The following is a 16,533-nucleotide window of genomic DNA, read 5'->3' as shown; positions in this document are numbered from 1 at the left end:
CCTGCCGCTACCTCCTATGAACAACGGATACGAAGCGGGAGACTTCCATGGCCAACGATCTTTTCAATTCCTTCATGTCCGGCCCTGACGAACAGGGGCGTTTTGGCATTTTCGGCGGGCGTTTTGTCAGCGAGACGCTGATGCCGCTGATCCTGTCGCTGGAAGAGGAATATGACAAAGCCAAGGATGATCCGACCTTCTGGGCCGAGATGGACGATCTTTGGGCAAACTATGTGGGCCGCCCATCGCCTCTGTACTACGCAGAGCGCCTGACCGAGCATCTGGGTGGGGCGAAGATTTACCTCAAACGCGATGAGCTGAACCACACCGGCGCGCATAAGATCAACAACGTGTTGGGCCAGATCATTCTGGCGCGTCGCATGGGCAAGACCCGGATCATCGCGGAAACCGGGGCAGGGCAGCATGGTGTGGCCACGGCCACCGTCTGCGCCAAGTTCGGTCTGAAATGTATCGTCTATATGGGCGCCCATGACGTGCAGCGTCAGGCGCCGAACGTGTTCCGCATGCGTCTGCTGGGCGCCGAAGTGATTCCCGTAACTTCCGGCCGTGGGACGCTGAAAGACGCGATGAACGACGCGCTGCGCGACTGGGTGACCAATGTGCGCGACACGTTCTACTGCATCGGCACCGTGGCCGGGCCGCACCCGTACCCGGCTATGGTTCGCGACTTCCAGTCGATCATAGGTAAAGAAGCCAAAGAGCAGATGATGAAGGCCGAGGGCCGTCTGCCCGACACGATTATCGCTGCCATTGGCGGCGGTTCGAACGCGATGGGCCTGTTCTATCCGTTCCTCGACGACAAAGAGGTCAATATCATCGGCGTCGAAGCGGGTGGTAAAGGTGTGAACGAGAAGATGGAGCATTGCGCCTCATTGACCGGTGGTCGTCCGGGTGTGCTGCATGGCAATCGAACCTATCTTCTGCAGGACGATGATGGTCAGATCCTCGAAGGTTATTCGATCTCGGCCGGTCTGGATTATCCGGGTATCGGGCCTGAACATTCCTGGCTGAACGATATTGGCCGCGCCAACTATGTCGCCATCACCGACAAAGAGGCGCTTGAGGCGTTCCAGCTCTGCTGTGCCACCGAAGGCATCATCCCGGCGCTGGAGCCCAGCCACGCGCTGGCCCATGTGATGAAGATTGCGCCTGATCTGCCGAAAGATCACCTGATCTGCATGAATATGTGCGGACGCGGCGACAAGGACGTGCAGACCGTCGCCAAATACCTGAACTTCGACATGTCTGACACCGAAGGCCGTACGGCGGACTAACAGTCGGTCAAGCGGATGGAACCGGCCCCCAAGAAAGGGCCGGTTTTTCTTTAGCCCTCTTGCAGGACGGTTTCGAACCCTTCGAACTGCGGTGGGCCCATCAAGGCGGATTGGGTCTTGCTGTTGCCTGCATTCTTATGCGCGTCGCGGAACTGTTCCGACTTGGTCCAGGCCTCAAAATCTGCGCGGCTGTCCCAGATCACATGGCTGGAATACAGGCGATATCCGTCGCCTTCAGGCCCTTTGAGCAGGCGGAATTCCTGAAACCCTTTCAACTCATTCAGACGGCTCTGACGTTCCTTCCAGACGTTTTCAAAATCGGCCTCACTGCCGGGCCGGACCTTGAAACGGTTCATTGCGATAAAGCTCATGGCTTTCCCCATTCTGTCGTGATTCAGGCTGGCGAAACGAAATGTCGGCTGGCTGTTGGTATAGAGAGTATTCCCCGCCCGTCGTCAATTGGCGCGGGCTGCGTGTTGGCGCAGGATGTCCAGCGGTACGATCTCAAGCGCGCGCTGATGCGTGGCCTCAAGATGCACCTTGGGCGCACAGCCTTCGTCATGCGCCTGAAGGAAGCGACCGGCACAGAGACACCAGCTGTCCCCGGGGTTGAGGCCCGGAAAGTTGAACTCGGGCCGAGGGGTGCTGAGGTCGTTGCCGACGTATTTCGAATAGGCCAGAAACTCAGCCGTCATGACGGCGCAGACGGTGTGGCTGCCCTGATCCTCGATGCAGGTGTTGCAGGCTCCGTCGCGGAAGAACCCGGTCAAAGGGTCTTTCGAGCAATCGGACAGAACCCCGCCGAGAACATTGATGCTGTCTTCTTTCTGCATAAGGCTCACCTTACAGGCTTTGCGCGATACTGCGGAACATTTCGACATTCTGTTCGTTGACGCCCGGATCACGGAATTTGCGATCCGCACCGGTTGTCATGATCAGAACGCCACGAGGCTGGTCGAAATACATATATTGCCCATAGACCCCGCGGGCCAGAAATTCTCCTTCATGCGCGCCAACGGGAATCCACCACTGATAGCCGTAGCCGATCTTTCCCGGCTCGGTCGGGGCGCTGGGCCAGGTTGATTCCCTGATCCATTCCGCGGGCACCAGTTGCTCGCCGTCATGCTCTCCGCCCTGCAGGATCATCTGGCCGAAGCGCGCGAAGTCGCGCGTGGTGAAATTCAGACCACCCAGTACAAAGGCCACGCCAGCGCCGTCGGTGACATAGTAACCGTCGCGTTCCAGCCCCAGGGGCTGCACGATCTTCTCGGTCATCAGCTCTGTGACGCTGCGCCCGGTGGCGCCACGGATCACCATGCCGATGACATGGGTGTCGATTGACACATATTGCCAGCTCTCTCCGGGTTCGATGAAGCTGTCCTGTAGCGCGATGGTGAAATCATCCAACTCACCGCCGAGGGCCAGTACGCGGCCCATCCGGTTGATATCGGAGTTCGGGTCAAAATAGTCCTCGTCAAAGACAACCCCGCTGGCCATGTTCAGCACATTGCGGATCGAGGCGGTCTCATAGGCACTGCCGGTCAGGTTGGGCGCGTATTTCACCACCGGATCATCAAGCGATGTGATCGCGCCTTCGTCCAGCAGAATGCCCAGAAGTGCCGAAAGATAGCTTTTGGCGACCGACCATGAGATTCGACGATCGTCGGGACCTGTCCCCAGATAATATTCCTCGAACCGGATCTGACCGTCCTGCATCACCAGAAGCGAGGTGACCGCGCGAGCCTCGATCCAGTCATCGGTCCCTTCGGGAAGGTCAAAGCCGGGACCATAGGGCAGCTCCCACGTCGGGCCGTCGCCTCGGGGCAGATTGGCGGTCAGGAAAGCCTCATCCATATGGGAGAAGTTGTGGACGATCTTCTCTTCGGAAAACAGAGAGTTCACGGCCAAGAGGCGCTGAATTTCTTCGCGTTTCCAGACGCCAACAACCACTGCTGCCAGGATCAATGCCAGAGTGATCCGCAACACCCATTTGAACAGAGCTTTCATGAAATGCCTCCCTCTTGGTTGATATAGGAGCGCGAGACGCCGCATTCCGCAATCAGGACCTTACGGCACCAAGGGCGCAGGCTACTTGAACTTGTCCAACAGCTTTTGCATGGCCGAGCGGTTGTCTTCTTCGGGCACAGGCTTCGCCTGAGGTTTTGGGGCCGATTTTTCGGGCTTTGGTGAGGTGGAAGAGCGGGGCGGCGCAGTACGCAAAGCAACCGCATTCATGAACTTACCGCTGTCACCGTCAGCCAGATGACCCGCGCCGTCTGCAACGCCGCGCAATACGTCCTCCAGCCAGTCCCCATCGGCTTTGGCAAAGTCACCCAGAACATAGGGCGAGACCATCTCTTTCCGTCCGGGGTGCCCGATGCCCAAACGCACGCGATCATAGGCTGGGCTAATATGCTCATGAATGGATCGCAGCCCATTGTGCCCGGCATGACCGCCGCCCGCCTTGACCCGCACCTTGCCGGGCGCAAGGTCCAGCTCGTCATGGAAAACGGTCACGTCAGTCGAGTCGAGCTTGTAGAACCGCATCGCCTCGCCCACGGATTGACCCGAGCGATTCATGAAAGTCTGCGGCTTGATCAGAAGCACCTTTTCTTGCCCAAGACGCCCTTCAGCAATCTCGGCCTGAAACTTGGATTTCCAAGGGCCGAAACCGTGATCTTCGGCAATCCGGTCCAGTGCCATGAAGCCGATATTGTGCCGGTTGCGGGCATATTTCGATCCCGGGTTCCCCAATCCGACAAACAATTTCATGCCTCAATCCTCTTTCGCATGCCTTCAGCGCAGAGCGGTGATGGCATGAAATGGCATCCGTTTTCTAGCCCGGTGCCAAAAGAAAACGGGGCCCGATGTTAGGCCCCGTTTCACAATCCGACAATTCGAGTTCGGATTTATTCTTCAGCTTCTTCCTGGCCGACGACTTCAACTTCGTCTGCGGCCACTTCTTCGCCTTCTTCTTCGTCGCTGGTCGACAGACCGGTCGGTGCCGAAACGTTGGCGATCACGAAGTCACGGTCGATGGTCGGCTTGGTACCAGCGGGCAGGTCAACCGACGAGATGGTGACAACGTCGTTGATCTCCATGCCTGTCAGATCAACGGTGATCTTCTCAGGAATGTCACCAGCGGTGCACATCAGTTCGACTTCCGGACGGACAACGGTCAGAACGCCGCCCTTCTTGATGCCGGGGGCCGCTTCTTCGTTGACGAACTCAACCGGGATGAACAGCGCGATCTTGGTGGTCCGACGCAGGCGCATCAGGTCCAGGTGGGTCGGCAGGTCTTTGACGACGTCACGCTGCACGTCGCGGCAGATGACGCGTACGTCTTCGTGGCCTTCAACCTTCAGGTTCCACAGGGTCGACTTGAACCGGCCTGCTTTCAGGCGCTTGAACAGTTCATTGAACGGGATCTTGATTGCCAGCGGATCTTTGTCGCCACCAAAAACAACGCCCGGAACCATGCCTTCGCGGCGGGTCTGACGAGCGGCGCCCTTGCCTGTCCCCGTCCGTTCCAGAGCTACGAGATCAGGAATCTCTCCAGCCATGATATATTCTCCAATGTTAGGGCGGGCATCCTCCAAGGCTGTATGCCCGCGTGAAGCCGCGTCCTTATCTTGTTTCTTGCGGTTTGGAAAGCGGTATTTTGCGAGGCGCTGCCTCGCGCTCCGAGGTACTTTCAAACAGAAGAAGATGCGAAGCGTCCGTTGCTTCGTCTGCTCAAAAAATACCCCCGGGGGGGGTCGCCCCTTCAGGGGCGGCGGGGGCAGCGCCCCCTAGGCCGGTTCAGCTTTGCCAGCGCCCGCCGAAATCTTCGGGTACAAGTAGGTTATGGCGACCCAGATCTGCGACGTTGCGCTCGCCGCACAGGGCCATCGTGGTATCAAGCTCCTTCTGAATGACGTCCAAGGCGGTCGTCACGCCAGATTGACCCATCGCGCCTAGCCCATAGACGAAAGCGCGGCCGATATAGGTGCCCTTTGCCCCCAGTGCCAAAGCCTTTAGGACGTCCTGACCCGAACGGATGCCGCTGTCCAGATGGACCTCGATGTCGCTACCGACGGCATCCATGATCTCGGGCAGCATGCGGATTGAACTCAGCGCACCGTCCAGTTGGCGGCCGCCGTGATTCGACACAATAATAGCGTCCGCGCCGAGTTTGGCGGCCATCTTGGCATCTTCGGCGTCGAGTATGCCTTTCAGAATCACTTTGCCGCCCCATTGCTCCATCAGCTTTTCGACCTTTGTCCAGTCGAGGCTGGGGTCGAATTGCTCAGCCGTCCACGCGCCCAGCGATGAGGCGTCAGAGATACCTTCGACATGGCCAACGATGTTGCCAAACTCACGCCGCTTGGCTTGCAGCATTTCGATTCCCCACGACCATTTCGTCATCAGGTTGGCGATGGTTTTGGGTGTTAGTTTCGGCGGGGCAGAAAGGCCGTTCTTCAGGTCTTTGTGGCGTTGACCCAGAATCTGCAGATCCAGCGTAATCACGAGTGCAGAGCATTTGGCATCCTTGGCCCGCTGGATCAGGCGGCTGACATAGTCTTCGTCCTTCATGGTGTAGAGCTGGAACCAAAACGGCTTGCTGGTGTATTCAGCCACATCCTCGATCGAGTTGATGGACATGGTTGAAAGGGTGAAAGGCACACCGAACTCCTCGGCTGCCTTGGCGGCTTTCATTTCCCCGTCCGCGTGTTGCATGCCGGTCAGCCCGACCGGGGCAAGCGCAACGGGAAGCGACACGTCCTCTCCAATCATCTGCGACGCAGTCGACCGACCCGCCATATCCACAGCCACCCTTTGACGCAGGCGAATTTTCTCGAAGTCCGAGCTGTTTTCGCGAAAGGTCTGTTCGGTCCAGCTGCCGCTTTCGGCGTAGTCGTAGAACATGCGCGGCACACGGCGTTCGTAGATCCGGCGCAGGTCTTCAATCGTCGTAATCACGGGCATGTTCGGGAACCTTCCTTGAATTGTCCCGAACTGTGTAACCGGCCAGAGGGCAGGTTCGCAACGCTATCGCGAGATCAAAAAAACGTGGCGGTCCCATTTCAGCCGCGCCTCAAAAACATATCGTTAGGGTTTATGCGGAATGGGCACCATCCGCGAGGGATTTCACGAAATCCAGTACCTCGGACACTGGCTTGCCCGCGCCGATCTGGCTGACGATAGCCGAGCCAACAACCGCCCCATCCGCGACCGAGGCGATGGCTTGCGATTTCTCGGGTGTGTTGATGCCAAAGCCGACAATGACCGGAAGGTCGGTGGCGGATTTGATCCGGGCGACCTCGGGGCCGACATTGGTCGCCTGCGCCTCAGCCGCTCCGGTGATTCCAGTGATCGAGACGTAATAAACAAAGCCCGAGGTATTCTGCAGCACGCGGGGCAGGCGTTTGTCGTCGGTGGTTGGTGTCGCGAGGCGGATGAAGTTCAGACCGGCGGCTTGGGCGGGCAGGCAAAGCTCCTCGTCTTCTTCGGGTGGCAGGTCGACGACGATCAGCCCGTCGATGCCCACAGCTTTGGCATCTTCGAGGAACGCATCGACGCCACGGCTGTAGATCGGATTGTAGTACCCCATCAGAACAATCGGGGTCGTGTTATCTGTTTCCCGGAACGCGCGCGCCAGATCCAGCGTACGTTGCAGGGTCATGCCGCCATCCAAGGCACGTTGACCTGCAAGTTGGATCGTCGGCCCATCCGCCATCGGGTCGGTAAAGGGCAGGCCAAGCTCAATCACGTCCACGCCCGCACCCGGCAATCCTTTGACGACCTCAAGCGAGGTCTCATAGTCTGGGTCGCCTGCCATCACATAGGCGACAAAGGCCTTTTTCCCCTCGGCTTTCAGAGCGGCAAACTTGGCGTCGATACGGGTCATGGCATGTCCTTGCAGTCAGGTTCGGACCTGATGTGCAGAAAGTTTTGCCGAAAATCAATCCCGCCGCGGCCGCAAACCTTCAGAACGCAAAGTGATAACGGAAAAGCAGGGCGTTGACGCCCGGATTATCCTCTTGCGTGCTGGCGTTGGATTTGTGGGTGATGGCCATCGACACCTTGTTGCCATTGTCCAGTGTGTACCCTATCCCAAGAAGGCTGCGGATCTGAAAGCTACCGCCAAGATCGTTCAACTCGTCAGCCTCAGAGAAGTAGCCGGGCATAACGCTGCCTTCCAGAAACCAGCGATTGTTCAGAGAATAGAGACCGACCAGACCCGCGCCGATATGGGTATCGCCCGCTTCGTCGATCGAAAGGGCTGCGCCCCACCCAACGCTGAACCGGGTGGCCTGATGAAACGGGCGGTGCTGATACTCCAACGCAATAAGCGCATGATCATCCGAGTCGCTGTCTGAGAAATCTGCGAAACCAGCCCCTAGAACAATGGACTGGGCATGCGCCATGCCGGCGCTTATGGCCAGAACAGCCGACAAAGCGAGGATTTTCTTCATAGGAACATTTCCGTTTGGTCTTCGATGTTCCTATTCACGTGCTTATTCCCGGTGCCTGTTTTCAATGCACCCACGAACACAACAGAGGAACAAAAACGTGAGACCAGCGTGAGGGTGCAGGGCGCCGATCATCCACATTGGCTTGCGAATTCACACTGACCCGCCTAGAAGCAGCCGCGAAAAGCATCAGGAGACCGTCATGGGCTTTAAAATGGGAATCGTGGGTTTGCCGAATGTGGGCAAGTCAACCCTCTTCAACGCGCTGACCAAAACCGCAGCCGCTCAGGCCGCGAATTTCCCGTTCTGCACCATCGAACCCAATGTGGGCGACGTGGCTGTGCCTGATGACCGGTTGGACAAACTGGCGGCGATTGCGGCCTCGAAGCAGATCATCCCGACGCGGATGACCTTTGTGGATATCGCCGGTCTGGTGAAGGGGGCCTCGAAAGGTGAGGGGCTGGGCAACCAGTTTCTGGCCAATATCCGTGAGACCGACGCTATCGCCCATGTGCTGCGCTGTTTCGAAGACGGTGACGTGACCCACGTAGACGGCCGAGTTGACCCGGTGGCCGATGCCGACACGATCGAGACCGAGCTGATGCTGGCCGATCTGGAAAGCATCGAAAAGCGCCGCGCCAATCTGGTGCGCAAGCTGAAAGGCAATGACAAAGAGGCGCAGCAGCAGGACCGTCTGCTGGCTGAGGCGCAGGAGATGCTGGAAAACGGCAAGCCCGCGCGTCTGGTTGAGGTCTCGGACGAAGATGCCAAGGCCTGGAAGATGCTACAGCTTCTGACGACAAAGCCTGTGCTTTACGTCTGCAACGTGTCCGAGGAAGAAGCCGCCGAGGGCAACGAATACTCGTCCAAGGTAGCCGAAATGGCCGCCGCGCAAGGCAACGCGCACGTCATCATCAGCGCCAAGATCGAAGAAGAGATCAGCCTGCTGGAAGAGGACGAAGCCGAGATGTTCTTGGGCGAGATGGGTCTGGAAGAGCCCGGCCTCGACCGTCTGATCCGCGCCGGTTACGATCTGCTCAAGTTGGAAACCTATTTCACCGTCGGCCCGAAAGAGGCCCGCGCTTGGACCATCCGCACCGGCACTGCAGCGCCGCAGGCCGCAGGCGTCATCCATGGGGACTTCGAGAAAGGTTTCATCCGCGCCGAGACCATCGCCTATGACGACTACATCGCCGCCAACGGCGAACAGGGTGCGAAAGAGGCAGGCAAGATGCGCGCAGAGGGCAAGGGTTACATCGTCAAGGATGGCGATGTGATGCACTTTTTGTTCAATACTTGAGCATCAGCACCTTCACTGCTCGAATGCTTGGGTGCCATTGAACGAGCACCTGAGCCAACAGCCTTTTTACCCCTAGGCGGTCCTTCTGTTCGGCTTCCATCGCTCAAACCTATTGTACCTTACAACGCACCAGCATGAGACGACGTATCCAAATTCCCTAAGACTACGGAGTGGTCATGCCAGGATGTTTACCGATACGGAGTTACGTCAATCTTTGTCGCTGGGTTCAAATCATCGTTCGGGTCCGTAAAGACGCTTGCTGGAAAGGACACTGAGATGGGCCGATCTATCGTGTCCATGCACAGCATATGATTGTTGTCCCCGTCACCTAGGTTCGCTAGCGCGAGCGGCTTCACTTCATTGCGGGTCCCATCGGGTGCCTCGACGGTGATCGTATATAGATCGCGTTCTGCCTCACCTGGTTCGTTGCCATCCTTAAGCGTCACACCCCCTTCCCACGTTACACGGATCGCCTGAACGACGCCTTCCGTCGGGCAGAGGCTACCCCTTACGCGACGCGGGCCCAAAGTGCCGACAAGTGTCCAGTCCTCCACAACTTCGGCCAAAACAATCGATGGTCCGTCTTCTAGTGGTATCACCGACGCACTCGCTCCCTGAAAATCAAGCGTGCCGTCGATCGACTGCAAATGCCCGACAACGTCAACCCTAACCGGTGGGTCGGTTTCGGCGGGTCCCAATTGCCCTATCAAAAGAACCGTGCGCAACTCACCTGGGTCTGTAGCTGGGAGAACGGACGCGCAGTGCATCTTCCCCGGCGCGCCTGACCGAGTTGTGACTTTAAAATCCCCGGCCTGCATAGTCGCGATGTCTATCTCAGTAGAAAAGATCACTGGCATTCCGGTGTTGCCCTCAGACCCCCTGCAAATCACATTTGAGACGCGTGGAAGTGCGTCAAGCCCGTGGAAGGCCGAGAGGAGTTTGGCGGATTGTCCGTTCGCTTCTCTAGGCAGGACAGCATCTGGCGTCGTGTCAATGAGGTCGCGATTGGATATGTTGTCAGTCCAAGACCCCGGTCCATACATTATGAACCAAACAACTCCGACGCTGATTGCCGCCGTCACACCTAGCAAGCCGGCGATGATGGTCCGCTTCGGAATGTCTTTGATCACACAAGTTACCTTTGCAAGCTGTGGGTCGCGGATTCAATGCTTACAGTAAGCGTCCTGTCCAATGAAGAACAGTCTGGTAAGAAACCGCAAGAGCAGCGAAGCAAGCTCAATGGGTAGTGAGAATATACTCGTTTGGACTTCAAGTGGGCAGAACCATCGCCAATTGCGTCGACCGTATCTACACAACTGAACGGCCTGAAAATGACAGCTTCGTCCGCGCTACCGTTTTTCAAAACAAGCCGGGCGCAGGACCGGTTCGTTCCACTGAACTAGGTTGCTGAACTGATCGACTGTCCTGCGAACTAAGCGAACTGCTGAAACAGCACGTCTTTGGGCGTGAATTTACCTTTTCGGATCATGTTGACCAGTTCAATCCAACTAAAAGCCGACGCCGCAAGGGTAATTGACTGGAGACCCAACGTCGGTTTTCTATTTTTCAGAGATAAGAGCACACAGCTAAACTGAGGGATTAAACACCTTTCCCTCCATTTTTGTGTCACGCATCCGCCTGTATCAAGTCACTAGCCTTTTCTCCGATCATGATGGCTGGCGCATTGGTGTTACCACTGACGATTTCCGGCATGATCGAGCAGTCGGCCACACGCAGGTTAGCTATACCATGTACTTTTAGTTTTGCATCTACGACCGATGTTTCGGTGCTTCCCATCGCGCAAGTTCCGGTTGGATGATAAATGGATGCGGTGTTTGATCTTACCCAGTCCAACGTGCCCTCATAGTCTTCACAACTCAGCTGAGCTGTTGGCCGAAATTCCTCTGAAACCTTTGAGGCCAAAGGATTATGCTTGGCTATTCTGCGGGCGATGTTCACCCCGTCAACTATGGTTCGGCAGTCCGTTTCAGTGGACAGATAGTTCGGTAAAATTTTGACATATTTAGATGGATCCGGGCCGTTCAAGCGTAGCTCCCCCCGGCTTTCAGGGCGCAGTTGGCAGACCGACATGGTAAAGGCTGAGAACGGATGAACACCCTCTCCAGGGCTGTCGGCGGACCAGGGCTGGACGTGAAACTGGATATCGGGTGTTTCTACATCCTCGCGGGTTTTCATGAACCCGGTGGCAAGGCTGGCGGCCATGGTCATAGGGCCTGCACGGAACAGCGCGTATTTCAGGGCGATACGCGCCTGATTGAACAGGCTCCTGACTTCATCATTCAGTGTCGGTTCGTTGCATTTGAACACGAGCCGGGCCTGCAAGTGGTCCTGTAATCCTTTGCCAACACCTGGCAGGGCGTGCAGGGGGTCGATGCCGTTTTCTTTCAGGTGGTCCGGGTCTCCGATCCCTGAAAGCATTAGGATCTGTGGCGAGTTTATCGCTCCGCCGGACAGAATGATCTCACGCCGGACGGTCAGGGATTTTTCTGCGCCAGAGCGATCCCGGTACACCAATCCGGTTGCTTTTTTTCCCTCCAGAACCACGCGCGTAACGAGTGCATTTGTAATGATGTTTAGGTTTTGTCGATCCCGGATAGGTTTCAGGTAGGCAACGGCAGCGCTGCACCGGCGGCCATTGCGGGTGGTCAGTTGGAAATACCCCACCCCCTCTTGATCCGCGCCGTTGTAATCAGGGTTGAACGGATAGCCCGCCGCCTGCGCTGCGGCCACCCACGCGTCACAGATCGGACGCTGAATACGCATATTGGATACGGACAAGGGCCCACCAACGCCATGGAACTCGTCTTCACCTCGCTCCTGGTCTTCGCAGCGCTTGAATAGAGGCAGGACATCGTCCCACCCCCAGCCCTCATTGCCCATTTGGCGCCAGCGATCATAGTCCTCTTTCTGTCCACGCACGTAGAGCAAACCGTTCAATGAGGACGACCCGCCCAGTACCTTGCCGCGTGGCCAGTCGATGGATCGACCATTCAGACCAGGATCAGGTTCGGTGCGATAACACCAATCGACCGATGGGTTGTGCATGGTTTTGAAGTAGCCAACAGGGATGTGAATCCATGGGTTGGTATCGCGGCCACCTGCCTCTAGCAGTGCAACGGTCGCGTTAGGATCAGCGCTCAGCCGGTTGGCAATGACGCAGCCCGAAGACCCGGCGCCCACAACCGCATAATCCACTTCCATGACTGCCTCCTCCTCACGCCGTCGAAAAAACTCTATGCAAGATGCAAGAAATATACTAGCCTTTTTTGATACAAAACGTCTCAATAATTGCGATCAGGGAGGTAAGCAATGGAGATCGGTAAGAAACTAAGTGGTATTTCGCGGCGGGATTTCTTCCGCGTGGCGGGCCGTTACGGTATGAGTTCGACTCTGCTGGCAGCAGGTGGGTTCGGTGGAGCGATGAGCTTGGCCAACCTGGCGCAAGCAGCTGAATCCACGTACGAAAAACGGTTCTCAAAAGAGCCCAAGCACACGCTGAAGTTTGGCGCTTCAGGCTTCAATACTCGCAACCTTCTGATCGAACGCGCCGGGGCTATCGAATTCGCGCGCGATCTGGAAGAACGCACAGATGGTGAGATTCGGATCGAGTTCATCGGCGACAATCAGATCTGCGGACAACTTAGCTGTGTTGAAAAAACGCAGCAGGGAATCGTCGATATCTACGCTGCTTCGACCCAGAACTCGGCTGGTGGCGCGCCTTATCTGAACGTGCTGGACTACGCTTACATGTTCCCAAGCCGCGCGGCGCAGTACCATTTCTTCTACAGCCCTGCGAGCCAGCGCATTCTCCGCGACCCCCTGGAGAAACGACATGGGCTGAAGTTCCTGTTTACCCATTGCGAACTGCGCGGCCTACAAATGGGCTCGACCTTTGCTGACAAGCCCACAGTAACCAAACTGGAAGAGCTGTTCGGCACCAAGAACCGCGTTACCGGCACGCAGTTGGGCCGCATTGCAATGCAGTTGTTGAACCTGAACCCGGTTCCGGTGGCCTGGGAAGAGACACTGGACGCTCTGAAAACAGGTCTGATTGACGGGGCTGAAACTTGGGCCTCCGCCGTGGCTTACGCCAATATGGCGCCGGTGGTTTCGCAGTCGGTAAACCTGAAGTTCTTCTGCGGCACCGAGCATACCTCGATGTCGGCCAAGGTCTTCGACAGCCTCGGTGGCGATTTGCAGGACGCAGTGATGGAGTCTTCCTATTTCACTCAGGCGTTGATCCAAGGTGCGAATGAGGCTGCGTTGTTGAACACAGTTGGCTTCTCGGAGCCGCAGCTTCCCAACACGATCTTTGCAGAAAACGGTGTCCGCCCGGCCTTCCTGCCGGACGATCAGATCAAACTGGCCGAAGAGATGTGCGCCCCGAACTACAACCCTGAGCCTTGGGCGCAGTGGCGTGAACGCCTGAATAAATGGGCTGGTGGCATCGATACGTATCAGGAAATCTACGACATCGCGCGTGAAATTCCGGCCGATACCCTGCCGGAAAACGTCGAACCGCGCCGTTGGTGGATGGGCCAAGCCTGATAAGCTGATGTGAACCGGCCCTCAAACGGGCCGGTTCCAAAAGACACACCGACTGGGAGGACGGGGTACATGTCGTTATGGGCAGACATAGGCGCGATCTTCAGCGCCTTTCTCAGCCAGGATTCGTTTGAGATTCAATCGGCTCTGGAATCTGACGCTGCTTGGGTTCTGGGTGCAGTTGCCTCCGCACTTGGCGGGCTTCTGGTCATGCTGATCTATCGAAAGGTGCCCTTCATAGAACGCCATCTGGAACGATCGGTGATGGTTTATTCCTATCTTGCCATTGCACTGATCATCTTCTGGGGCGTGATCGACCGCTTCGTGTTTAATGATCAAGAGCCGTGGTCAACGACCATTCCACCTCTGCTATTTATGGTCATGGCGTGGTTCGGGGCGTCTTACAACGTGCGCCTTCGCACGCATCTGAGTTTCAGCGAGTTCCGCACCGCGATGCCAAGGGCAGGGCAACTCACTTGCCTGATCCTTGATGCGGTTCTGTGGTTTATTTTCGCGGTGATCGTCATTGTCACCACAACCCGACTGGTCGCGCTGTCTGCGTCAAATTTCCAGATCGTATTGGGTACCGACAACGTCATGCAGTGGTGGTTTCTTCTGGCTGCTCCTCTGTCTTTCTTCTTGATGGTCGGGCGCGTGTTTCAAAACCTCGCGGATGATCTGCACAATTGGAAAACAGGCGAGCCGCTCATCAAGCAGGCCGTGATCGGAGCAGACTAATGACAGATGGAACCATGGTCACACTGATCTCGCTTGGGGTCACTTTTCTATTCATGCTAGGCGTACCGGTTCTGCTGGTCATCGGCTACTGGGTTATTGGTTGTTCGTTTGTCCTTGGCTTGACGCTTGACAATATGGGCGCGGAGTTGCTGAACGTCTTCAACAAAGGTTTCGCCTTGCTGGCGATGCCGCTGTTCATTCTGACAGGAGACTTGATCAACAAATCCGGCATCGCGCGGCGGCTCAGCGATTTCGCCTATGCCTGTCTGGGTTGGATACGCGGCGGGCTGGCGATGGCCTCTCTGGGGGCATGCGGGTTGTTCGCCGCGATCTCGGGCTCGAACTCGGCCACGACCGCCACCATTGGTTCCATGTTGCACCCGGAGATGGTCAAAGGCGGCTATGACGAACGGTTCAGTGCGGCCACTGCGGCTGCGGGCGGCACCGTGGGGATCATCATTCCGCCGTCGATTATTTTCATTGTCTATGGGTTCCTGATGAACCTACCGATTTCGGAGCTGTTCGTCGCGGGTATTCTGCCCGGTGCGTTGATGGTTTTTGGTATGCAGTTTGCCTGCTGGATCATCTGCCGAATGAACGGCTGGGGCCACTTGATCCCGCTGCAACTGAACCGGGTGCTGAAAACCGCGTTCGGCGCATGGTTGGGTTTCTTCGCCATCGGGCTGGTTCTGTGGGGCATCTACACAGGTAAGTTCTCACCCACCGAAGCGGCGGGTGTGACCGTTGGTTTCTGTGTGATCGCCGGGTTGGTCAGCTATCCGATCAACCGGATCATGGGCGCACGGAACGATATTCCGCCGACCGAAAAAAGCTACGCCGAGATGTTCGTGGTCGAAGGCTTTACGATCCCCGAGATCCCCTCAATTGTGATCCGGTCAGCCCAGATCACAGGTATCCTCGCCCCGCTTATCGCAATTTCAGTGGTGATGCAGCAAATCCTGTCGCTGCTGGGGGCGCAAGAAACCATTGGGAACTTTGTAACCTCAATGGGCGGCTACCACGCGGTTCTATTTACCTCGATGGTGATCGTCTTCTTTTCCGGTATGGTGCTGGAAAGCTTGCCGGTGACGATCATCCTTGCGCCAATCCTCGCGCCGATCGCGGCCTCGGTTGGGATAGATCCGATCCATTTCTCGGTGATCTTCCTGGTGGGCGCGTCTATCGGCTTTATCACTCCGCCCTACGGTTTGAACCTCTATGTGGCATCAGGCGTGACGGGTGTACCCTACTTCCGTCTCTTGCGATACACGGTGCCTTATCTGGTGGCTTTGCTGTCCGTATGGATATTGGTGTCGCTTGTGCCCGATCTGGCCTTGATCCTGCTGCCAAATAACTAGAATGTTGCGGGATGGCCGAGACGGAAACACAAGAAAAAGAAACTCAGATCCCGACCAACCTGCGCCTTCTTCTCATCCTTGAGGAGGTGGCGCGGCGCGGAGTCGCCGTCAAACCATCGGACCTAATCGAGACATTGGGACTGGCCAAGCCCACAATCCACCGTCTGCTGCAAACCGCTGAGGCCGAAGGTTTCCTACAACGAGATCTGGATGGCCGCTCATTTGGTCCTGGGCACCGGCTGAGGTCGCTTTCGGTCAATACAATGTCTTCCGAACACCTGCGCACGGCGCGTTTGGCAATCTTGCGCAGCGTCGCTGAAAAGGTTGGTGAGACGTGCAACTTGGCCATCCCAGACCGGGAGGGCATGATCTACCTTGACCGGGTTGAAACGAAATGGCCGCTACGCATCCAATTGCCAATCGGTACACAGGTTCCCTTCCATTGCACAGCTAGCGGCAAGATGTACCTGTCTACTCTACGTCAGAAGACGTTGGATGGGTTCCTATCTGCAGGCAATTTACAACCGCAGACCAAACAAACTCTAACGAACCCTAATGCACTACGCGAGGAAATCCGGGGAATCGCCGAGAACGCTTACGCGACAGATGATGAGGAATTCATGGCCGGAATGACGGCCATCGCTGTGCCCATTCGTGATGGACAAGGCAGATTGGTAGGCACACTTTCAGTGCATGCTCCAACACAACGTCACGACGTCAACAGCCTGCTGTCCTTTCTGAACATCCTGAAAAAAGGAGCAAGTGAGCTATCGGAAATGTTAGCTAACTGATCTCTGCTCGTGACCATGGTCAAAGCTCTC

The 16,533-nt window shown here is 56.7% G+C and carries 16 protein-coding genes; 6 read left to right on the top strand and 10 right to left on the bottom strand.

What is annotated here, in order from left to right:
* The first annotated feature begins 47 nt into the window (after positions 1-47).
* Positions 48-1,295 (top strand): tryptophan synthase subunit beta, encoded by a 1,248-nt coding sequence (gene trpB, locus ACR3FB_RS12470; RefSeq protein WP_170377715.1) that lies wholly within the window; start codon positions 48-50, stop codon positions 1,293-1,295.
* 50 nt (positions 1,296-1,345) lie between these two features.
* Here the strand turns inward: trpB and hmuQ are convergent, their stop codons facing one another.
* The 8 genes from hmuQ to ACR3FB_RS12430 all read right to left on the bottom strand — a co-directional run bounded on the left by hmuQ (position 1,346) and on the right by ACR3FB_RS12430 (position 7,753).
* Positions 1,346-1,666, bottom strand: coding sequence for a heme-degrading protein HmuQ (hmuQ, locus tag ACR3FB_RS12465; protein ID WP_170665804.1), 321 nt, complete (start codon positions 1,664-1,666; stop codon positions 1,346-1,348).
* Positions 1,667-1,750: 84 nt separating this feature from the next.
* Complete coding sequence (locus tag ACR3FB_RS12460; protein WP_480563461.1) at positions 1,751-2,128, bottom strand: DUF2237 family protein; 378 nt, start codon at positions 2,126-2,128, stop codon at positions 1,751-1,753.
* Positions 2,129-2,138: 10 nt separating this feature from the next.
* The gene (locus ACR3FB_RS12455; protein ID WP_480563463.1) at positions 2,139-3,302 is read right to left on the bottom strand and encodes a serine hydrolase domain-containing protein; all 1,164 of its coding nucleotides are present in this window, start codon (positions 3,300-3,302) and stop codon (positions 2,139-2,141) included.
* Between the two features lie 81 nt (positions 3,303-3,383).
* The gene (gene pth / locus ACR3FB_RS12450) at positions 3,384-4,067 is read right to left on the bottom strand and encodes an aminoacyl-tRNA hydrolase (protein ID WP_480563465.1); all 684 of its coding nucleotides are present in this window, start codon (positions 4,065-4,067) and stop codon (positions 3,384-3,386) included.
* Positions 4,068-4,204: 137 nt separating this feature from the next.
* Positions 4,205-4,858, bottom strand: coding sequence for a 50S ribosomal protein L25/general stress protein Ctc (locus tag ACR3FB_RS12445; RefSeq protein WP_480563467.1), 654 nt, complete (start codon positions 4,856-4,858; stop codon positions 4,205-4,207).
* Positions 4,859-5,096: 238 nt separating this feature from the next.
* Positions 5,097-6,263: an alpha-hydroxy acid oxidase gene (locus ACR3FB_RS12440; RefSeq protein ID WP_480563469.1), complete on the bottom strand. Its 1,167-nt coding sequence runs from the start codon at positions 6,261-6,263 to the stop codon at positions 5,097-5,099.
* Between the two features lie 130 nt (positions 6,264-6,393).
* Positions 6,394-7,185, bottom strand: coding sequence for a tryptophan synthase subunit alpha (gene trpA / locus ACR3FB_RS12435; RefSeq protein WP_425083906.1), 792 nt, complete (start codon positions 7,183-7,185; stop codon positions 6,394-6,396).
* A gap of 79 nt (positions 7,186-7,264) precedes the next feature.
* Positions 7,265-7,753 (bottom strand): acyloxyacyl hydrolase, encoded by a 489-nt coding sequence (locus tag ACR3FB_RS12430; RefSeq protein WP_425083905.1) that lies wholly within the window; start codon positions 7,751-7,753, stop codon positions 7,265-7,267.
* 199 nt (positions 7,754-7,952) lie between these two features.
* On the opposite strand from ACR3FB_RS12430, the gene ychF reads away from it, so the two are divergent.
* Complete coding sequence (gene ychF, locus ACR3FB_RS12425) at positions 7,953-9,050, top strand: redox-regulated ATPase YchF (protein WP_170472074.1); 1,098 nt, start codon at positions 7,953-7,955, stop codon at positions 9,048-9,050.
* Positions 9,051-9,238: 188 nt separating this feature from the next.
* On the opposite strand, the gene ACR3FB_RS12420 is transcribed toward ychF, so the two are convergent.
* Both ACR3FB_RS12420 and ACR3FB_RS12415 read right to left on the bottom strand, forming a co-directional pair.
* Entirely contained in the window at positions 9,239-9,907 is a 669-nt protein-coding gene (locus ACR3FB_RS12420) for a hypothetical protein (protein ID WP_480563471.1), read from the bottom strand.
* A 769-nt stretch (positions 9,908-10,676) separates the two neighbouring features.
* Positions 10,677-12,272, bottom strand: a complete 1,596-nt coding sequence (locus ACR3FB_RS12415; protein WP_480563473.1) for a GMC family oxidoreductase — start codon at positions 12,270-12,272, stop codon at positions 10,677-10,679.
* Positions 12,273-12,380: 108 nt separating this feature from the next.
* Between ACR3FB_RS12415 and ACR3FB_RS12410 the strand changes: the two genes are divergently transcribed.
* The 4 genes from ACR3FB_RS12410 (at position 12,381) to ACR3FB_RS12395 (ending at position 16,503) form a co-directional block, all read left to right on the top strand.
* Positions 12,381-13,619 carry a TRAP transporter substrate-binding protein gene (locus ACR3FB_RS12410; RefSeq protein ID WP_480563475.1) on the top strand — a complete coding sequence of 413 codons (1,239 nt, stop codon included), beginning with the start codon at positions 12,381-12,383 and terminating at the stop codon, positions 13,617-13,619.
* 69 nt (positions 13,620-13,688) lie between these two features.
* The gene (locus tag ACR3FB_RS12405) at positions 13,689-14,354 is read left to right on the top strand and encodes a TRAP transporter small permease (protein WP_170555588.1); all 666 of its coding nucleotides are present in this window, start codon (positions 13,689-13,691) and stop codon (positions 14,352-14,354) included.
* Positions 14,354-15,712, top strand: a complete 1,359-nt coding sequence (locus tag ACR3FB_RS12400; protein ID WP_170380872.1) for a TRAP transporter large permease — start codon at positions 14,354-14,356, stop codon at positions 15,710-15,712. Before ACR3FB_RS12405 ends, ACR3FB_RS12400 begins: the two co-directional genes overlap by 1 nt.
* Positions 15,713-15,723: 11 nt before the next feature.
* A complete protein-coding gene (locus tag ACR3FB_RS12395; protein ID WP_480563478.1) occupies positions 15,724-16,503 on the top strand; it encodes an IclR family transcriptional regulator in 780 nt (259 codons plus the stop codon).
* The last annotated feature ends 30 nt before the right edge of the window (positions 16,504-16,533 follow it).

The sequence above is a fragment of the Ruegeria sp. AO1 genome, assembly GCF_056535985.1.
Note: the sequence above shows the minus strand (reverse complement) of the source record. Positions and strands in the feature narration are given on the sequence as shown.

What these genes read in the sequence shown, in the direction of transcription:
- ACR3FB_RS12420 (WP_480563471.1), bottom strand. Translation starts at nt 9,907, where the DNA reads ATGCCAGTGATCTTTTCTACTGAGATAGACATCGCGACTATGCAGGCC.
- ACR3FB_RS12415 (WP_480563473.1), bottom strand. Translation starts at nt 12,272, where the DNA reads ATGGAAGTGGATTATGCGGTTGTGGGCGCCGGGTCTTCGGGCTGCGTC.
- ychF (WP_170472074.1), top strand. Translation starts at nt 7,953, where the DNA reads ATGGGCTTTAAAATGGGAATCGTGGGTTTGCCGAATGTGGGCAAGTCA.
- ACR3FB_RS12455 (WP_480563463.1), bottom strand. Translation starts at nt 3,302, where the DNA reads ATGAAAGCTCTGTTCAAATGGGTGTTGCGGATCACTCTGGCATTGATC.
- pth (WP_480563465.1), bottom strand. Translation starts at nt 4,067, where the DNA reads ATGAAATTGTTTGTCGGATTGGGGAACCCGGGATCGAAATATGCCCGC.
- ACR3FB_RS12445 (WP_480563467.1), bottom strand. Translation starts at nt 4,858, where the DNA reads ATGGCTGGAGAGATTCCTGATCTCGTAGCTCTGGAACGGACGGGGACA.
- ACR3FB_RS12440 (WP_480563469.1), bottom strand. Translation starts at nt 6,263, where the DNA reads ATGCCCGTGATTACGACGATTGAAGACCTGCGCCGGATCTACGAACGC.
- trpA (WP_425083906.1), bottom strand. Translation starts at nt 7,185, where the DNA reads ATGACCCGTATCGACGCCAAGTTTGCCGCTCTGAAAGCCGAGGGGAAA.
- ACR3FB_RS12400 (WP_170380872.1), top strand. Translation starts at nt 14,354, where the DNA reads ATGACAGATGGAACCATGGTCACACTGATCTCGCTTGGGGTCACTTTT.
- ACR3FB_RS12460 (WP_480563461.1), bottom strand. Translation starts at nt 2,128, where the DNA reads ATGCAGAAAGAAGACAGCATCAATGTTCTCGGCGGGGTTCTGTCCGAT.
- hmuQ (WP_170665804.1), bottom strand. Translation starts at nt 1,666, where the DNA reads ATGAGCTTTATCGCAATGAACCGTTTCAAGGTCCGGCCCGGCAGTGAG.
- trpB (WP_170377715.1), top strand. Translation starts at nt 48, where the DNA reads ATGGCCAACGATCTTTTCAATTCCTTCATGTCCGGCCCTGACGAACAG.
- ACR3FB_RS12410 (WP_480563475.1), top strand. Translation starts at nt 12,381, where the DNA reads ATGGAGATCGGTAAGAAACTAAGTGGTATTTCGCGGCGGGATTTCTTC.
- ACR3FB_RS12405 (WP_170555588.1), top strand. Translation starts at nt 13,689, where the DNA reads ATGTCGTTATGGGCAGACATAGGCGCGATCTTCAGCGCCTTTCTCAGC.
- ACR3FB_RS12395 (WP_480563478.1), top strand. Translation starts at nt 15,724, where the DNA reads ATGGCCGAGACGGAAACACAAGAAAAAGAAACTCAGATCCCGACCAAC.
- ACR3FB_RS12430 (WP_425083905.1), bottom strand. Translation starts at nt 7,753, where the DNA reads ATGAAGAAAATCCTCGCTTTGTCGGCTGTTCTGGCCATAAGCGCCGGC.